Raw genomic sequence first — 18,210 nt, forward strand, 5'->3', positions numbered from 1 at the left:
TTAATGTGCATCTTCATTATTATCAACAATATTTATCTCAACTGCGCCTGTTTCTTTTAACAAGTTCGTTAATGATTCTTCATTATTATGAACCGCGATTTCCATTAAAAAATGATCATCAGTAGTTCTTGGATCTGGATTTTCGGCTTTTTTAAATGGCCACATTCTACTTCTCATGTAAAATGTTATAACCATTAAGTGCGCAGCAAAAAATACTGTAAGCTCAAACATAATAGGTACGAATGAAGGTAAATTTTCTAAATAACTAAAACTTGGCTTGCCTCCAATATCTTGTGGCCAATCTTTAATCATTATAAAATTCATCATTACAGTTGCAACAGTAATACCAATACAACCATAAATAAAAGCTGTAATTGCTAAACGTGTTGGCGCTAATCCCATTGCCTTATCTAGTCCGTGAACCGGAAAAGGTGTATATATCTCTTCAATGTGAAATCTCTCTGCCTTTACCTTTTTAACGGCTGACATTAGTATATCATCATCTGTATAAATAGCATGAATTACTTTCGAAGCTTCCATAGACTATATTAGTTGTTTAATAAGTTTTTAGCTTGTCCAGACCAATCATCACGTTCTGCTCTTCCTGGGAAAGAACCGGTAATTGAATCTAACAAATCATATTCTTTTTTCGTCATTTTACTAACCTGAAGGAATGTATAAATCCCTATGCTGTTAAGAACTTCTTCCATTTTAGGACCAATTCCATTAACAATTTTTAAATCATCAGCTGTTTGTGTTGCCGGATCAAATTTGCCAATACCTTCAAATAAGCTATTTAACTTTTCTTCATCATTGCTTGGAAGAGCTTTCGGTTTATCGGCAATAATTGCCGTTGATTTAAATTCTACTGGTTTAGATGTTCTAACATCAGCACCTGTGCCAGCTAAACTATCACCTCGTTCTCTTATGTTTTTGTAACGTTCTCCTGAAGATTTTAAAATTGTTTTAACTTCCGCTTGTGCTATTACTGGGAAAGTACGAGAGTACAATAAAAATAATACAAAGAAGAAACCAATAGTTCCAATAAAAATCCCAATATCTACAAATGTAGGCGAGAACATAGACCAAGATGATGGTAAATAATCTCTATGTAATGAAGTTACAATAATTACGAAACGCTCAAACCACATACCAATGTTTACCACAATTGATATAAAAAACGAAAACATAATACTTGTTCTTAATTTCTTAAACCACATAAACTGCGGAGAGAATACATTACAAGACATCATTGCCCAATATGCCCACCAGTAAGGACCAGTTGCTCTATTTAAGAATGCATACTGCTCGAATTCTACACCAGAATACCATGCAATAAACAACTCTGTTATATATGCTACACCAACAATAGAACCCGTAATCATAATTACAATATTCATTAATTCTATGTGTTGTACTGTAATATAATCTTCAAGGTTACATACTTTTCTCATAATAATAAGAAGCGTATTTACCATTGCAAACCCTGAGAATACTGCACCTGCCACGAAGTAAGGTGGAAAAATCGTTGTGTGCCAACCAGGAATAACTGATGTAGCAAAATCAAAAGATACAATAGTGTGTACAGAAAGTACTAAAGGTGTTGCTAAACCAGCAAGTACTAAAGATACTTCTTCAAAACGTTGCCAATCTTTTGCTCTACCAGACCAACCAAAACTTACTAAAGCGTAAATTTTCTTTTGAAATGGCCTAACTGCTCTATCTCTTAACATTGCAAAATCAGGTAATAAACCAGTCCACCAGAATACTAATGATACCGATAAATAGGTTGAAATTGCAAATACATCCCAAAGTAAAGGTGAATTAAAATTTACCCATAATGAACCAAATTGGTTTGGAATTGGTAAAACCCAATACGCCAACCAAGGACGACCCATGTGAATAATAGGAAACAATCCAGCTTGTACTACTGAGAAAATTGTCATTGCTTCTGCAGAACGGTTAATTGCCATTCTCCATTTTTGACGGAAAAGTAATAGTACCGCAGATATTAATGTTCCGGCATGACCAATACCAACCCACCAAACGAAGTTAGTAATATCCCAAGCCCAATTTACAGTCTTATTAAGACCCCAAACTCCAATACCAGTAGATACTGTATAAATAATACAACCTATTCCCCAAAGGAATGCTACTAAAGCAATACTGAAAACAATCCACCATGCTTTGTTGGCTTTGCCTTCTACTGGTCTTGCTACATCAATTGTAACATCGTGATACGATTTTTCTCCAGTTACTAAAGGTCTTCTAATAGGTGCTTCGTAATGAGACGCCATAATTATATACTTGTTTCTTAGATTTATTTTATGCTTTTGATGTTGTGTTTCTCACTTTTGTTTGATAAATCACATTAGGTTTTGTCCCTATGTGTTCTAACAAGTGATACATACGATCATCTTCTTTTAATGCTGTAATCTTACTGTTTTTATCATTGACATCTCCAAAAATCATTGCGCCATTTCCACATGCTGCAGAACAAGCTGTTTGGAATTCACCATCTTTAACAGGGCGTCCTTCACGTTTAGCATCAAGAATAGTTTTTTGTGTTTTTTGAATACACATAGAACACTTCTCCATTACACCTCGAGAACGAACAGTAACATCTGGGTTTAATACCATACGCCCTAAATCGTCATTCATATAATAGTCAAACTCGTCATTCTTATTATATAAGAACCAGTTAAAACGACGTACTTTATAAGGACAGTTGTTTGCACAATATCTAGTACCTACACAACGGTTATAAGCCATATGGTTCTGACCTTGACGACCATGCGCTGTTGCAGCAACAGGACAAACAGTTTCACAAGGTGCGTGATTACAGTGCTGACACATTACAGGTTGAAACGCTACTTGTGGATTATCAGCAGGACTTTCCATCTCACCAAAACCTCCTAAAGAACCATTTTCTCCAAATAAACCGTTTAAACCATCTTTCTTAGCATCATCTGCTTCAAAAGTATCTTGATGAGAATAGTAACGGTCAATACGCAACCAGTGCATATCTCTACTACGTCTCATTTCTGATTTACCTACAACTGGTACATTGTTTTCTGCGTGACATGCAATTACACATGCTCCACAACCTGTACACGCATTTAAGTCAATTGATAAGTTAAAATGGTGACCAACTGATCGGTCAAACTCATCCCACAAATCAACATCTGGATCCGTAACTTTTGTTTCAATATGATTTAAAGAAACTACAGGAACTTTGTTCCAACCATGTCTCTTATCTTCTCTATCGTACGTATTAAAAATTTCTAAAGTTGTTTCTTTAATGATATCACCACGACCCATTAAAGTATTATGCAGTTGTACACAAGCAAACTCATGCTCGCCTGTAGCTTTTTCTATTGAAACGCTTTGTACCGCATTAAAATTCTGATATAATGGGTAAGCATTAACACCAGTTTTCATTTCATCTTTTAAAGCCTTAGAAGTTCTTCCATAACCAAAAGACATTCCTACAGAACCTTTAGCTTGTCCTGGCTGAATAATAACTGGAACTGTAATCGCTTCTGCTCCATTTACTGAAACTTTAGCATAGCTACCATTTAAACCACCATTGGCAACATTCCAATTTTTTAATTCTAATTTATCAGCATCAGCTTGAGAAATCGTTAAATAGTTATCCCAAGTAGTTCTTGTAATTGGATCAGGAAATTCTTGTAACCAAGGATTATTAGCTTGTTGACCATCACCCATTCCTGTTTTAGTATAAAGTGACAACTCCATACCTTGAGAAGGTTTAGTTTTAGCTAAAGCTCTTGCCGCAGCTCCTCCTGATAAAACCGAACCTATAGTTGAATTAGCGCTTGTATTATTTAGTGTTGTAGACGTAGATGTTGTAACATATTCATCTTTGTCTTCATCTTTAATTCCAACACCTACTGCAACATCATGAATAACACCTCCTAAAAATGTTCTATCTTTTTTATCTTTTAATTTAGTTTCAGTGGTTACTACTGTTGAAGTAGAATGAGAAGAGCCATTTCGGCTAGACACAGAAGGTGTTACAAACACACCATCTTGAACCGCCTTATTAAATGAAGCACCATTTAATATATCATTATTCCAAACTGTTTTTAAATAATCTCTGTAAGAACCAGAAATACCAGCCCATGTCATTAAAACTTCTTGAAACTGTTTTGTGTCAAACAAAGGACGAATTGTAGGCTGCATCATTGAATAATGACCAGTTTTTAATTCAAAATCTCCCCAAGACTCAAGATAATGAGGTGCAGCAGCAATATACTGACAATCTGTAGACGTTTCATCTTGCTTCATTGAAAAAGCAATAGATAATTCCGTTTTAGCTAATCCTTCTTTAAAATCTGAAGCATTCGGAAGTGTGTAAACAGGGTTAACACCATTCATTATTATTGCTCCTACTTTACCGGCTTTCATGTCAGCTACTAATTTAGAAACAGCCTTGTCATTTCCTTGTCTAGTATTTATAGTTGTACTAGGGTCAAAAGCAGAACTTTTAAGGTAACTATTTATATCTAATACTACTGTTTGAGCGTTAACATCTTGTACACCCGTAACTACTACAGCATTTCTTCCAGCTAAACTTATTTCTTTAGCTGCAGATTTTACAGCAACATTTAATCTTTCTGAAAGCTTTACACCTCCTGCAGAATTGCCTGTTATTTCACTATATAATTTAGCTAATACTAATTTCTGTTCACTTGGTGTTAAAGGAATACGCTTATCAGCATTAGCGCCCGTTAATGACATATTAGATTCAAACTGAATATGTCTAGACATTTTTCCATGGTCTGGAATTCGCTTTGTAGCATAACCAGACTCAAATCCTCCACCTTGCCAATCTCCTAAGAAATCCGCACCAATAGAAACTATTGTTTTAGCTTTAGAGAAATCATAATTAGCCATTCCTCGCTTACCATATTTAGCTTGGTAAGCATCTAAAGTTGCCGATTCAGAAACTGCATCATAAGAAATATGTGTTACATTTCCGTATTTAGCCTTGAATTCTGAAATTAATTTATTCGTCGAAGGACTAGGCATTGATTGCGTCAATAACACAATTGATTTACCATTTAACCCTTTTAGTGCTGACGTTGTTTCAGACATAAAAGCTTTCCAAGAAATTTTTGAGTCACCTTTCATTGGTGCCTTAATCCTTAAGCTGTCATACAACCCTAAAACTGAAGCATTAACCCTTGCATTAGCCATGCCATTGGTGGCTGCATCAGTATTATTTTCAATTTTAATAGGCCTACCTTCTCTTGTCTTTACTAAAACACTTGCAAAATCAAAACCGTTAGCAATTGTTGTTGCATAATAATTAGCAACACCTGGAATAATTTCGGTTGGCTGAACAACATAAGGTATAGACTTAATCACGGGTCCTTCACAAGCCGCTAATGAAGCTGCTGCTGTACTAAAACCAACGTATTTTAAGAAATCACGACGCGAAGTAGATGAGGATTCTAAAGATTCCTTATCACCCAAAAACTCATCTGTTGGAATTTCTTCCACAAACTCATTTTGTTGTAGCGCCTCAACAATAGAACTATTTTCGTTTAGCTCTTCAACACTTTTCCAGTATTTCTTGTTTGATGACATAGTGTTTATTTATGATTTTTACGACTAACGATAACGTTCTTAAATCTAGTTAAAAACTCAAATTATTTGACTTATCGCAATTCTTTAAATTTACTCTAATTTATTAATAATGACACTTTCCACATTCTAAACCACCCATCTGCGCAGCTGTTAACTGCTCAACACCATATTTTTTAGATAGTTCTTCATGAATTTTAGTGTAATACTCGTTATCCTTAACCTTAACATTAGTTTCTCTGTGACAGTTAATACACCATCCCATTGTTAAAGGCGCATGTTGGTACATAATTTCCATTTCTTCAACTGGACCATGACATGTCTGACACTCTATACCTCCAACAGTAACGTGTTGTGAGTGGTTAAAATAAGCAAAGTCTGGCAAGTTGTGAATACGAATCCATTTTACAGGCTGAGAATCTCCAGTATATGCCGTACCATCCCAACCAACAGCATCGTATAATTTCTGAATTTCATTGTTATAATTAACTCCAAACTCTTCACCTTCAGCTAAAGTTTCTGGTGCCACTTCTGAAATTGATTTATGACAATTCATACACACATTTAAAGAAGGAATACCTGAAGTTTTACTAACTCTTGCAGAAGAGTGACAATATTTACAATCTATTCCGTTGTCACCTGCATGAATTCTGTGTGAATAATGTATAGGCTGCACTGGCTCGTAACCTTGATCTACACCTACTTGCATTAAATATCCATAAACAAAATAACCACTAGATAGTAAAAATAAGATTGCAGTAACCAATACCAAAAATTGGTTTTGAACGAAAGCTTTCCATAATGGTGTTCTTTTGTTTTCCGAAACAACCTCTATCCCTTTAGCTTCCGCAAAACGATTTAATGTACGATTCACTAAGACTAATGCCATAGCTAACAAAGCAAACAATAATGCTAAAGCCCCAAGAATTAAGTTGTTCGAGATACCACTTTGCTCGCCAGCAACTTCACCTCCAGTTTTTTCAACCACAACTGGAGCTGGTGCAGGAGCAGCAGTATATGCTAAAATATCTGAAATATCAGTATCACTTAACTGCGGAAAAGCCGTCATAGCAACTCCGTTATATTCGTTATATACTTTATTTGCATACGCATCACCAGATTTAATAAGCGCAGAACTATTTCTAATCCAAGCCGCCAACCACTCTCTATCTAAGCCTTGTTCATCTGCCAATCTTGACTCTACATTTCGTAGAGCAGGACCTGTCATTGGCTTATCTAACTTGTGACATGCAGCACAATTAGAATTAAAAAGAGATTTCCCATTAACTGGATCACCTTCTTGAGCTATAAGAGAAGTTGAAAACGTAAGTAAAAGCACAATGCAAAGACTATATATCTTTGAGGTTAAACCACAGTAAATCACCTGTTTCATATTATAAGTTGGATTATCTTCTAAACTTTGGTACGATTTTTTCATTAAAAATGTAAAAAAAGATCTTTGTAAAAACTCAGGCAAAAGTAACATTTAAAGTGGATTTTCGAAATCTTAGAGAACTGTTAATATATAATTTATACCAATTCTAAATAAAGAATATTTAAAATTTTAAGCATGCAATATCGTTAAAAAACCACCGACATATTGAAGGGCAATAGATTACTTTAATATTTTACTTAAATTTTTATACTCTTTTAAATGAATACCATAAATTTGTAACTAAATAATATCATATGAATATTAAGAAAAAAATTGTATGGAGTGCTTTATTAAGCTTCACTTTAACACTAGTTTTAAACGCTCAACAAGGCAAAGTTGTTGTAACACAAAATAGTGATATAGATACGTTATTAAAATATAAAAAGGACTTAAAAACGTCTAAAACTTACACTATACAAGTTTACAATAGTACCGATCCTGATAAAGCTAAACGTGAAAAGGAAAACTTTCTCAATATTTATAATGATTGGGACGTTGAAATCGTATGGAACACCCCAAATTACAAAGTATGGGTTGGCAACTTTGCAACGAGATTAGAAGCTGATCGCGCTTGGGCTAAAATCAGAAAAAAATATATGAATGCCAATGTTATACAGCCAAGATTGGACGATTAATACAGCATACATCTAACCCCATTAGATTAGATTCTAAAGATAAAAAACCGACAATTAATAATTGTCGGTTTTTTTATTGCTAATTGAAATAATTACTATTTATTACTTCAACTTTTTCTTCACTTCTACTTCTTGGAATGCTTCAATTACATCACCAATTGCAATATCATTGTAACCTTTAATTTTCATACCACAATCGTATCCTTTAGCTACTTCTTTTACATCATCCTTAAATCGTTTTAACGCTTCAAGTGAACCTGTATGAATAACTACACCATCTCTAATAATGCGAATTCCTGAACTTCTAAAGATTTTTCCATTAGTAACCATACAACCTGCAATATTACCTATTTTAGAAACTTTAAAAATTTCTCTAATTTCAGCAGTACCAGTAACCTCTTCTTTAACCTCTGGAGATAACATACCTTCCATAGCATCCTTAAGATCATTAATTGCTGCATAGATAATTGAATATGTTCTAATATCAATTTCTTCCTTGTCTGCAATCATTCTTGCATTTCCTACAGGGCGAACATTAAATCCAACTATAATAGCATCAGATGCACTTGCTAGCAACACATCACTTTCGGTAATTGCTCCTACACCTTTGTGTATAATGTTAACTTGAATTTCTTCTGTAGATAATTTTTGGAATGAATCTGTTAATGCTTCTACAGAACCATCTACGTCACCTTTAAGGATTATATTCAACTCTTGGAAGTCTCCAAGTGCTATACGTCGTCCTATTTCATCTAAAGTAATATGACGTTGTGTTCTTACAGACTGCTCACGTTGTAACTGTGTACGTTTTGTTGCAATTTGTTTAGCTTCACGTTCATCTTCAAATACATTAAACTTATCTCCTGCTTGAGGCGCACCATCTAAACCTAGAATAGACACTGGTGTTGCAGGACCTGCTTCAGCGACATCATGTCCACGCTCATCTTGCATAGCTTTGACTTTACCGCTATTTTTTCCTGCTAAGACATAATCACCAACTCTTAAAGTACCTGCTTGTACTAAAATAGTTGAGACATAACCTCTTCCTTTATCTAAATACGCTTCTACAACAGTACCGTTTGCCGCTTTATTAGGATTAGCCTGTAACTCTAATAACTCTGCTTCAAGTAATACTTTTTCGAGTAATTCTTTGACACCTGTACCCATTTTAGCCGAAATATCATGAGATTGAATTTTTCCACCCCAATCTTCTACTAAAAGGTTCATTTGTGCCAATTGCTCTTTTACTTTTTCAGGATTAGCATCTGGTTTATCAATTTTATTTATAGCAAAAACGATAGGAACACCTGCCGCTTGTGCATGAGAAATTGCTTCTTTTGTTTGCGGCATTATAGCATCATCTGCTGCCACAACTATAATTGCTATATCTGTTACCTGAGCACCACGAGCACGCATAGCTGTAAAGGCTTCGTGACCAGGTGTATCTAGAAATGCTATTTTTTGTCCATTCTCTAATTCTACACCATAAGCTCCAATGTGCTGTGTAATTCCACCTGACTCACCTGCAATTACATTTTCTTTACGAATATAATCTAATAATGAAGTTTTACCGTGATCAACATGTCCCATTACAGTTACAATAGGTGCTCTTGGTTTTAAATCTTCTGGATTATCCTCTATTTCTTCTATTGATTCTTCAATACCAGCTGTAACAAACTCAACATCATACCCAAATTCTTCTGCTACGATTGATAGTGTCTCGGCATCTAATCGTTGGTTCATGGTTACCATCATACCAAGTGACATACAAGCAGAAATAACCTGTGTTACTCCAACTTCCATCATAGTAGCAATTTCACTTACTGTTACAAACTCTGTAACTTTTATGATTTTACTTTCTGCAGCAGCGATTTCTTGATTAATCTCAGTTTGTTCTCTATGCTGATCTCTTTTATCTCTTCTATATTTGGCGCCTTTACCTTTATTAGATTTACCCTGCAATTTTTCGAGAGTTTCTCTAATTTGTTTTTTTACATCTTCTTCTGTTGGCTCTTCCTTTACAACTTTTGGTTTGGTATTGCCACCTCTTCCTTTTCCACCTCTTCTATTGTCAAAATTAGGTTTTCCGCCAGAATCGTTTCCTCCTTTACTAATTCTGCGTCTCTTACGTTTATTAGCATCACCAGAACCTGATGGTTTTACCTCTTTCTTCTTTTTTGGTTTATTAAATTGAGATAAATCAATTTTCTTACCTGTAATGTTAGGTCCAGAAAGTTTTTTGTATTGTGTTTTTAAAGTTTCCTCTACAGGCTCTGCAGGTTTAGCTGGCTCTTCCTGCTTTTTAGATGTTAATTTAGCTTTTGACTTTTCTCCTTTTTCATTTTTATCAAAGTTACCAACTTGAGCAGCTTTTGCAGCTTTTTCTATTGGCTTAACTTCCTCTACCTTTTTAGGCTCTTCCTTAGGTTTTGCAACCTCTTTTACGGGCTTTTCTACTTTAGGCTCTTCCTTTACCTCTGGTTCTTTTGGAGTTTCCTGTTTTTCTACTGTAGGCTTTTTATCTAAATCTATTTTACCAACTTGTTTTGGTCCACTTAATTCAGCTTTAGCCTTAACAATAGCTTCTCTTTCGGCTTTTAGTTTTTGCTTTTCCTCAATTTCGCGCTCTCTTCGTTCACGAAGCTCTTCCTTTTCCTTAAGTTTTGCTTCACTTACCTCCTGAGCTTTTTCACGTTTAGATGCATCCGTCTGAAATTCATCAGAAAGTGTATTATAAACCTCTTGCGAAATTTTTGTATTAGGGCTCTTCTCTATCTCAATGCCTTTGGATTCTAAAAAATCCACAGCACGATCTATAGAGATATTTAATTCCCTTAATACTTTATTTAATCTTGTCATTTGAGCCATAAACTGCCTGTAAAATACTTAAATATATGTTATACCAATTCAACTTCAAAATGAATTATAAAATTCATTTAAAACTTAACTGATATTTAATCTTCAAATTCTTCTTTTAGAATTCTGATAACGTCTAATATCGTCTCTTCTTCTAAATCTGTACGCTTAACTAAATCGTTAACGTCTTGTTCTAAAATACTCTTAGCTGTATCTAAACCTGCTTTACTAAATTCTGAAATCACCCAGTCTTCTATTTCGTCTGAGAATTCCTTTAATTCTACATCTTCTTCTGCACCTTCTCTAAATACATCAATTTCGTATCCTGTTAATTGCCCTGCTAAACGGATATTGTGACCTCCTCTACCAATAGCTTTAGAAACTTCTTCTGGTTTTAATAATACCTCCGCACGCATATTTTCTTCATCTAGTTTCAACGAAGTTACTCTTGCTGGACTTAATGCTCTTGTTACAAAAAGTTGAACATTGTTAGTGTAGTTAATTACATCAATATTTTCATTTCCTAACTCACGCACAATACCGTGAATTCTAGAACCTTTCATACCAACACAGGCTCCTACTGGATCAATTCTATCATCATAAGAATCTACCGCAACTTTTGCTTTTTCACCAGGAATTCGCACTACTTTTTTAACGGTAATTAAACCATCGAAAACTTCTGGTATCTCTTGTTCAAATAATTTCTCAAGAAATATAGGTGAAGTTCTAGACATAATAATTGCGGGCTTACTTCCTTTTAACTCAACACTTTCAATAATTCCTCTTACGTTTTCTCCTTTTCTAAAGAAATCTGAAGGGATTTGTTTGTCCTTTGGCAATATAATTTCGTTACCATCATCATCTAACAAAATAATTGCTCGGTGACGAATATGGTGTACTTCTGCGGTATAAATTTCACCTTCAAGATCTTTAAAATGCTTGTAGATATTTGTGTTATCATGCTCATGAATCTTAGAGATTAAGTTTTGTCTTAGTGCTAAGATAGAACGTCTTCCTAAGTCTATTAATTTCACCTCTTCTGCAACATCCTCTCCAACTTCAAAATCTGGTTCAATTTTCTGAGCTTCAGATAATGCTATTTCTTGGTTCGGTTCTTCAACTTCTCCATCAGCCACAACAATACGGTTTCTCCATATTTCTAAATCTCCTTTATCTGGATTTATAATAATATCAAAATTATCGTCATCACCATACTTCTTCTTTAACGCATTACGTAATACGTCTTCAAGAATTGCCATTAGCGTAACTCTATCTATTGATTTGTCGTCTTTAAATTCTGAAAATGAATCAATTAACGCTATATTCTCCATGATTGATATGAATTAAAATTTTATTTTAACTTTTGCTTCCTTAATATTTTCAAATGCAACAGTTACTGTTTTAGTGACTGTTATCTTTCCTTTACCTATAGGTTTTGGTTCTCTCGCTTTCCAGCTTAAAACAACATCGGCTTCATTTACCTCTTTAAGCTCGCCTTCTAAATTTTGACTATCTAAAGTCTTTATTTCTAAATTTCTACCTATATGCTTAGCATACTGTCTTGGCAAAACTAAGGGTGATCCTGCACCAGATGACAAAACCTCTAAAGAAAAATCGTGCTCTTCTCTATCAATATTATTTTCAATAGCTCTACTTATAAAGATACAATCCTCTACCAAAACGCCATTATCTCCATCAATAACCACCTTAACAGCATTGTCTGCAGAAACACTAAAGTCTATTAGAAATAAATCTTGACGCTCCTCTAAGGCTACTTGTAATAAGTCTTCTACTATTTTCTTAAACATTTCTTGATATAAAAAGAGAGGACTTTTCGTCCTCTCGCTTATTTATTTTTAGTAAATAACGCTGCAAATATACGATATTTATATTAAAAAACCCAAGTTTCATGATATGGAATTATTTTCTTAAATTTAAAGAGACTAATGTAAATATTTAATATATGAACAAAATTCTAGTTCCAACAGATTTTTCTGAACAAGCAGGCAATGCTCTTAAGGTAGCTGCAATGCTAGCTAAAACTTATAATGCCGAAATCTATTTATTACATATGATGGAAATACCCTTGCAACAAATGGATCAAGGAAGTACAGAAAGCGACATACCTGAAACCTTATTTTTTATGAAATTGGCCAAAAAAAGATTTCAAAATCTATTAGCTGAAGATTATTTAGAGGGTATTACGGTTCATGAAACATTAAAAGCCGATATTACATTTAATGAAATTAAAGATGCTTGTAAAGAATTTGATATTGATTTAATTGTAATGGGTTCTCACGGTTCTTCTGGACTTATGGAAATGTTTGTAGGGTCTAATGCAGAAAAAGTAGTTAGAACTTCTGATGTCCCAGTTTTAGTAATTAAAAACGAACACACTAGTTTTAACGTTTCTAATTTTGTGTTTGCTTCGGATTTTAAAAATGACAATAAAGAAACTTATAAACAAGCGGTAAATTTCGCAAAAGCTTTTAATGCTAAAATTCACCTACTTTTAGTAATTACATCTAGTAATTTTATGTCTACATATGAAGCTAATAATAGAGTTAAAGATTTCATCTCTGGTGAAGATTTTAACAACTACACCATTACTATTCACAATGATTACTCTGTAGAACTTGGCATTTTAAACTTTTCTAAAGATATAAATGCCGATTTAATAGGCATAAGTACACATGGCAGACAAGGTATTGCTCATTTTTTTAATGGCAGTATTAGTGAAGACCTAGTAAACCATGCTAAACGACCAGTAATTACATTTAAAATTTAAGTCAACAACTATTAAGCAGCTAAAACAATACCGCGTTTTAGAGATCTGTAAAAATCATTTAAATGATAAATCCCAATCCATTTAATTGGGATTTTTATTTAGTGTTAATGTTAAAAACAGCTTCTAAAGCAGCATTAACAAAATTAAAATTCAATTCTTATATACACTAAAAATAAAAAATCCTAACCATGTAAATGATTAGGATTTCAATTTTAGTTGGCCCACTAGGTTTCGAACCTAGACTCTTCGGTACCAAAAACCGATGTGTTAGCCAGTTACACCATAGGCCAATCTTTCAATTGAGGCTGCAAATTTAATACAAAGTTTGATTTAGACAAAAAAAATCAAAAAAAAAATTTAAAATACTTAACGTTAACTTAAAAACGTAGGCATTTATGTAATAATTAGTAAATTCGCCTGCATTAATAAGTAAGGTTTTCATGACAGATTTTAACTTTAAAAAGTGGAACAACATTTTAGGATGGTTTGTTTTTGCAGTAGCAGTAGTTGTTTACGGACTAACTATTGAACCAACAGTAAGTTTTTGGGATGCCGGAGAGTATATTTTAACTTCATCAAAACTGCAAGTTGGACATCCACCAGGAGCACCATTGTTTCAAATGTTTGGTGCATTTTTCTCCATTTTTGCATTAGAACCTTCGCAAATTGGAATGATTTTAAACATGATGAGCGGTGTTGCAAGTGCATTTACTATTCTTTTTATGTTTTGGACCATCAGTCTGTTATTAGTGAAGTTGGTAAAATATAACAAAGAGGATAACCCAAGTAAAGCCTATGCTATTTTAGGTAGTGCTTTGGTTGGTAGTTTAGCTTTTACATTTACGGATTCATTTTGGTTTAACGCTGTTGAAACCGAGGTTTACGCTATGGCTACTTTAATAATGGCTGTGTTATTCTACTTAGGTTTACGTTGGGAACAAGAAATGAATGAACCAAGAGGTAATAGATGGTTAATACTTATTGCTTTTGTAATTGGGCTATCTTTTGGCGTGCACTTTATGGGCTTACTTACAATACCTGCCATTGGCCTCCTTTATTACTTTAAAAACTATAAAACCATAACTATAAAGAATTTTATAATTGCCAATATTGTATCTGCTGCCATTTTATTATTCATTTTTAAATTATTATTGCCTTCAACTCTTAAGCTATTTGGATACTTAGAAGTGTTTTTTGTAAACTCTATAGGCTTACCATTTAATTCTGGCACCATTATTACAGGTGTAATGGTTATAGGTTTATTTTATTTTGGTTTAAATTACACACGTAAAAAAGACTACAAACACGTTAACACCTTAGTGTTATGCTTAATGTTTATATTTATTGGTTTCTCTTCTTGGATGATGTTACCTATTAGAGCAAACGCGCAAGTTGTGATTAATGAAAACAATCCTTCTGATGCTAGAGAACTATTAGCGTACTATAATTTAGAGCAGTACCCAGAAACCCACTTATTCTATGGCCCACAATTTACAGAAGCTTATTCTGGAGCCGATGAAGACAATCCTTTTGTAGATGACAAAAAGAACTTTGAAAAAGACGAAGAAAAAGGAGAGTACGTTATTATTAACGATTGGGAAAAAAGTAAGCAAAATTACAACCATGCACATGCTTCTATTTTACCAAGAATGTGGAGTGCAGAACATGCTGAAAATTACATGATGTTTACGGGTTTAATTGAATTTAAAGCAGATCCTTCTTTACAAACCAGAGCATATAATGAAGCTATGAATGCTGGTTTAACAGAAGAACAAGCTGGCCAATACGCATTACAGGAGAAACAGCAAATTGACATGCTTGTAAATGATTTTAAAATGCGTGTTGCTAATCACGAAGTAGATTATGAAGATTACAGTCAGTTTTTAAGTCGCTACGGTCAACAGTATTTAGAAATAGAGAAACCTTCGTTTTTAGACAATACCATGTACATGTTTCAATATCAATTTGGCTATATGTATTGGCGCTATTTTATGTGGAATTTTACAGGAAGACAAGATGATATACAAGGAAAATACACGCACGAACACGGTAATTGGATTTCTGGAATTAAACCTATTGATGAAATTCATTTGGGCATATCACAAGATAATTTACCAACAGATGTATTAGAAAACAAAGCCAGAAACACTTATTATTTCTTACCATTAATTCTAGGACTAGCAGGTTTGTTTTTCTTGATGTATTTAGATTTAAAACGTTTTTGGGTTTTATTAGTATTCTTTTTATTAACTGGTTTAGCTATTCAATTTTATACTAACGTAAGACCTTTTGAACCTCGTGAACGTGATTATTCAGTAGTTGGTTCATTTTACGTATTTGCTATTTGGATTGGTTTTGGCGTTTATGCTATATATGATTTATTGCAATCTCATTTTAAATCTAAATTTCTTGCACCAATTATCACCATAATATGTATTGCATTAGTGCCAGGAATTTTAGCCGCCAATAACTGGGATGATCATGACCGTTCTGGCAAGTACACTACAAACGCCATGGCGAGAAAATATTTAGAATCTTGTGCACCTAATGCTATTCTTTTTACCATTGGAGATAATGATACGTTTCCTTTATGGTATTTACAAGAAATTGAAGGTGTACGTAGAGATGTACGTGTGGTTAATACCAGCTTGTTTCAAACAGATTGGTACATAGACCAAATGAAACGTAAAGCGTACGATAGTGATCCTATTCCGTCACAGCTTACACACAAACAATATAGAGGAGGCACAAGAGATGTTGTTGCGTACAAGGAAATAAATGAGAGTATTGCTAGAGATACCTTAGACATAAAACAATTTATGGACTTTATATCTAGTGAAAAACCAAATACTAAAGTAAAATTTGTTGTTGATAAACAAGGTGACGACCCAAATCGTTACCCAAAACATTTATTAAATTCTAATTATTATCCTACACGCAATATTAGCATCCCTGTTAACAAGGAAATGGTATTGAAAAATGGAATTGTAAAACCTAAAGATGCTGATATAATAGAAGATTATTTATTTACAAGAATCAGTGGTGGTTATCTATACAAAAATCGCCTTTTAATGTTAGATATTCTAGCAAATAATAATTGGGAACGACCAATTTACTTTACTGGTGGAGCCTTTGGAGCAGAAGATTATGTGTGGTTAAAAGATTATTTACAATTAGATGGTATGTGCTACAAGTTAGTACCAATAAAAACTGCTGTAGATAAGGCAAACCCATACGATATGGGAAGAGTAGATCCAGACCTAATGTATGAAATGGTTAAAAACTGGAATTGGGGAGGAAGTGGTGAAGATATGTACTACGATATTGAAACTAGGCGAAATGGTATTACCTATAGAGGAAATTTAGCACGATTAATTGAACAACTGATTAATGAAGACCAATTAGATAAAGCTGAAGAAATAGCAGATATAGCTATGGAAAAAATGCCTGTAGATAAATTTGGTTTCTACTCGTTACTAGAACCTTATGTTAGTGCATACTACGAAGTAGGAAATAAAGAAAAAGGCCGTGCTTTATATAAAGATGTTGCTAAAAAATATCAAGAAAACTTAACGTACTACAGTAGTTTACCTCTAAAAGACCAAGACCAAGTGGTTGGTGAGGATATCTATTTAGACATACAACGCTACCGATCTTTAGTAGATATTTTAGTAATCTATAATGATGAGGAGTTTGCCATGCAAGAAACTAAAACGTTTAATAGCTATATCAGTCTTTTTGATGAGTTAATGAAACTTTATGGTAATGATGTAGATGACACACCTGAAATGCCTGAAGACATCGATATTCCAGAAACAGTAAAAGATACCATTGATAAAATTGCGCCAGCAAATTAATAGTTTATGAATCTTATTCCAGCTAAAACCCCAGGCTTTGTGAAAACAATGTTCCCTAATTTTATCTGGAATATAGATACTAACAACAAAGAGATTTTTTTAACATTTGATGATGGCCCAACACCAGAAATTACTAACTGGGTTTTAAATACATTAAAACAATACAATGCAAAAGCTACGTTTTTTTGTATTGGAAATAACATTGAAAAGCATCCGGAAATTTTCAATAACATCATTACAGACGGTCATTCTATTGGTAACCACACTTACAATCATTTAAAAGGCTGGAAACATAAAAACAAAGCTTATTTAAAAGATATTATTAAAACTAAAACACTTATAGACGCTTTAACAAAAGACAAACAACAACATGGTTTACATATATTTCGTCCACCTTATGGAAAACTTAAACCTAAGCAAAGTAAACTAACACAAGCTTTAGGCTATAAAATAATAATGTGGGACGTTTTGTCTTTTGATTGGGATAGCTCTGTAACCGAAGAACTATGCTTAGAAAATGTTATTTCTTCAACAAAAGAAGGCAGCATTATTGTGTTTCATGATAGTATAAAAGCATCACGAAACCTAAAATATACACTACCAAAGGTTTTAGAATATTATACTGAAAAAGGATTTTGTTTTAAGAATATTACCAACTAGGTGCAATTACATTATACGTATTCTTGCACTATTTCAATTAACGTATTAGCATCTTTTTCTCCGCTATGACGCCATTTCATTTCACCATTTTTGTAGATTATTAAGGTAGGCAAACCTTTTATACGCAATGCTTCTGCGAGTTCTCTATTTTTATCAACATCAATTTTAATCACCTTAACTTTGTCTCCTAAACCAGCTGCAACATCTCTTAAGATATCGTGCATCGCAATAGAAGCATCGTTTAGTTCCGTATAAAAATCTAAAAGCACCGGAATTTCAACATCTATTAATTCACCAAATTTTGACATATATTTTTTAGTTTTGGTCTCAAATTGAAGTACTCTAATTTTTAATTTTAGTACATTT

The 18,210-nt window shown here is 33.6% G+C and carries 12 protein-coding genes and 1 tRNA gene; 4 read left to right on the top strand and 9 right to left on the bottom strand.

Features of this window, described 5'->3' with window-relative positions:
* The 4 genes from GN138_RS12450 to GN138_RS12465 form a co-directional block, all read right to left on the bottom strand.
* Window positions 1–540, bottom strand: a complete 540-nt coding sequence (locus GN138_RS12450; RefSeq protein WP_157364333.1) for a DUF3341 domain-containing protein — start codon at window positions 538–540, stop codon at window positions 1–3.
* Between the two features lie 8 nt (window positions 541–548).
* Complete coding sequence (nrfD, locus tag GN138_RS12455; protein ID WP_157364334.1) at window positions 549–2,297, bottom strand: NrfD/PsrC family molybdoenzyme membrane anchor subunit; 1,749 nt, start codon at window positions 2,295–2,297, stop codon at window positions 549–551.
* 28 nt (window positions 2,298–2,325) lie between these two features.
* Complete coding sequence (locus GN138_RS12460; RefSeq protein ID WP_157364335.1) at window positions 2,326–5,616, bottom strand: TAT-variant-translocated molybdopterin oxidoreductase; 3,291 nt, start codon at window positions 5,614–5,616, stop codon at window positions 2,326–2,328.
* Window positions 5,617–5,719: 103 nt separating this feature from the next.
* Window positions 5,720–7,006, bottom strand: a complete 1,287-nt coding sequence (locus tag GN138_RS12465) for a c-type cytochrome (protein WP_157364521.1) — start codon at window positions 7,004–7,006, stop codon at window positions 5,720–5,722.
* A gap of 296 nt (window positions 7,007–7,302) precedes the next feature.
* Here GN138_RS12465 and GN138_RS12470 point away from each other — a divergent pair, with 296 nt between their 5' ends.
* Window positions 7,303–7,683, top strand: coding sequence for an SPOR domain-containing protein (locus tag GN138_RS12470; RefSeq protein ID WP_157364336.1), 381 nt, complete (start codon window positions 7,303–7,305; stop codon window positions 7,681–7,683).
* 102 nt (window positions 7,684–7,785) lie between these two features.
* Here GN138_RS12470 and infB read toward each other — a convergent pair whose 3' ends face one another.
* The 3 genes from infB to rimP all read right to left on the bottom strand — a co-directional run bounded on the left by infB (window position 7,786) and on the right by rimP (window position 12,347).
* Window positions 7,786–10,551 (bottom strand): translation initiation factor IF-2, encoded by a 2,766-nt coding sequence (gene infB / locus GN138_RS12475; RefSeq protein WP_157364337.1) that lies wholly within the window; start codon window positions 10,549–10,551, stop codon window positions 7,786–7,788.
* 86 nt (window positions 10,552–10,637) lie between these two features.
* Window positions 10,638–11,870, bottom strand: coding sequence for a transcription termination factor NusA (gene nusA / locus GN138_RS12480; RefSeq protein ID WP_157364338.1), 1,233 nt, complete (start codon window positions 11,868–11,870; stop codon window positions 10,638–10,640).
* A 12-nt stretch (window positions 11,871–11,882) separates the two neighbouring features.
* Window positions 11,883–12,347 (bottom strand): ribosome assembly cofactor RimP, encoded by a 465-nt coding sequence (gene rimP, locus GN138_RS12485; protein WP_157364339.1) that lies wholly within the window; start codon window positions 12,345–12,347, stop codon window positions 11,883–11,885.
* A 155-nt stretch (window positions 12,348–12,502) separates the two neighbouring features.
* Here rimP and GN138_RS12490 point away from each other — a divergent pair, with 155 nt between their 5' ends.
* Window positions 12,503–13,327, top strand: coding sequence for a universal stress protein (locus tag GN138_RS12490; RefSeq protein ID WP_157364340.1), 825 nt, complete (start codon window positions 12,503–12,505; stop codon window positions 13,325–13,327).
* A gap of 216 nt (window positions 13,328–13,543) precedes the next feature.
* Here GN138_RS12490 and GN138_RS12495 read toward each other — a convergent pair.
* Window positions 13,544–13,617 (bottom strand) — tRNA-Gln (locus GN138_RS12495).
* A 150-nt stretch (window positions 13,618–13,767) separates the two neighbouring features.
* On the opposite strand from GN138_RS12495, the gene GN138_RS12500 reads away from it, so the two are divergent.
* On the top strand, window positions 13,768–17,184 hold the full coding sequence (locus tag GN138_RS12500; RefSeq protein WP_157364341.1) for a protein O-mannosyl-transferase family: 3,417 nt from the start codon (window positions 13,768–13,770) through the stop codon (window positions 17,182–17,184).
* A 6-nt stretch (window positions 17,185–17,190) separates the two neighbouring features.
* The gene (locus GN138_RS12505) at window positions 17,191–17,844 is read left to right on the top strand and encodes a polysaccharide deacetylase family protein (RefSeq protein WP_157364342.1); all 654 of its coding nucleotides are present in this window, start codon (window positions 17,191–17,193) and stop codon (window positions 17,842–17,844) included.
* 11 nt (window positions 17,845–17,855) lie between these two features.
* Here the strand turns inward: GN138_RS12505 and GN138_RS12510 are convergent, their stop codons facing one another.
* On the bottom strand, window positions 17,856–18,152 hold the full coding sequence (locus tag GN138_RS12510; protein WP_157364343.1) for a thioredoxin family protein: 297 nt from the start codon (window positions 18,150–18,152) through the stop codon (window positions 17,856–17,858).
* Window positions 18,153–18,210 lie beyond the last annotated feature (58 nt).

It is taken from the genome of Winogradskyella endarachnes (assembly GCF_009741275.1).
Lineage (GTDB): Bacteria > Bacteroidota > Bacteroidia > Flavobacteriales > Flavobacteriaceae > Winogradskyella > Winogradskyella endarachnes.

Excerpts from the sequence above, each read along its gene's own strand:
- GN138_RS12450 (WP_157364333.1), bottom strand. The coding sequence starts at position 540 with ATGGAAGCTTCGAAAGTAATTCATGCTATTTATACAGATGATGATATA.
- nrfD (WP_157364334.1), bottom strand. The coding sequence starts at position 2,297 with ATGGCGTCTCATTACGAAGCACCTATTAGAAGACCTTTAGTAACTGGA.
- GN138_RS12460 (WP_157364335.1), bottom strand. The coding sequence starts at position 5,616 with ATGTCATCAAACAAGAAATACTGGAAAAGTGTTGAAGAGCTAAACGAA.
- GN138_RS12465 (WP_157364521.1), bottom strand. The coding sequence starts at position 7,006 with ATGAAACAGGTGATTTACTGTGGTTTAACCTCAAAGATATATAGTCTT.
- GN138_RS12470 (WP_157364336.1), top strand. The coding sequence starts at position 7,303 with ATGAATATTAAGAAAAAAATTGTATGGAGTGCTTTATTAAGCTTCACT.
- infB (WP_157364337.1), bottom strand. The coding sequence starts at position 10,551 with ATGGCTCAAATGACAAGATTAAATAAAGTATTAAGGGAATTAAATATC.
- nusA (WP_157364338.1), bottom strand. The coding sequence starts at position 11,870 with ATGGAGAATATAGCGTTAATTGATTCATTTTCAGAATTTAAAGACGAC.
- rimP (WP_157364339.1), bottom strand. The coding sequence starts at position 12,347 with ATGTTTAAGAAAATAGTAGAAGACTTATTACAAGTAGCCTTAGAGGAG.
- GN138_RS12490 (WP_157364340.1), top strand. The coding sequence starts at position 12,503 with ATGAACAAAATTCTAGTTCCAACAGATTTTTCTGAACAAGCAGGCAAT.
- GN138_RS12500 (WP_157364341.1), top strand. The coding sequence starts at position 13,768 with ATGACAGATTTTAACTTTAAAAAGTGGAACAACATTTTAGGATGGTTT.
- GN138_RS12505 (WP_157364342.1), top strand. The coding sequence starts at position 17,191 with ATGAATCTTATTCCAGCTAAAACCCCAGGCTTTGTGAAAACAATGTTC.
- GN138_RS12510 (WP_157364343.1), bottom strand. The coding sequence starts at position 18,152 with ATGTCAAAATTTGGTGAATTAATAGATGTTGAAATTCCGGTGCTTTTA.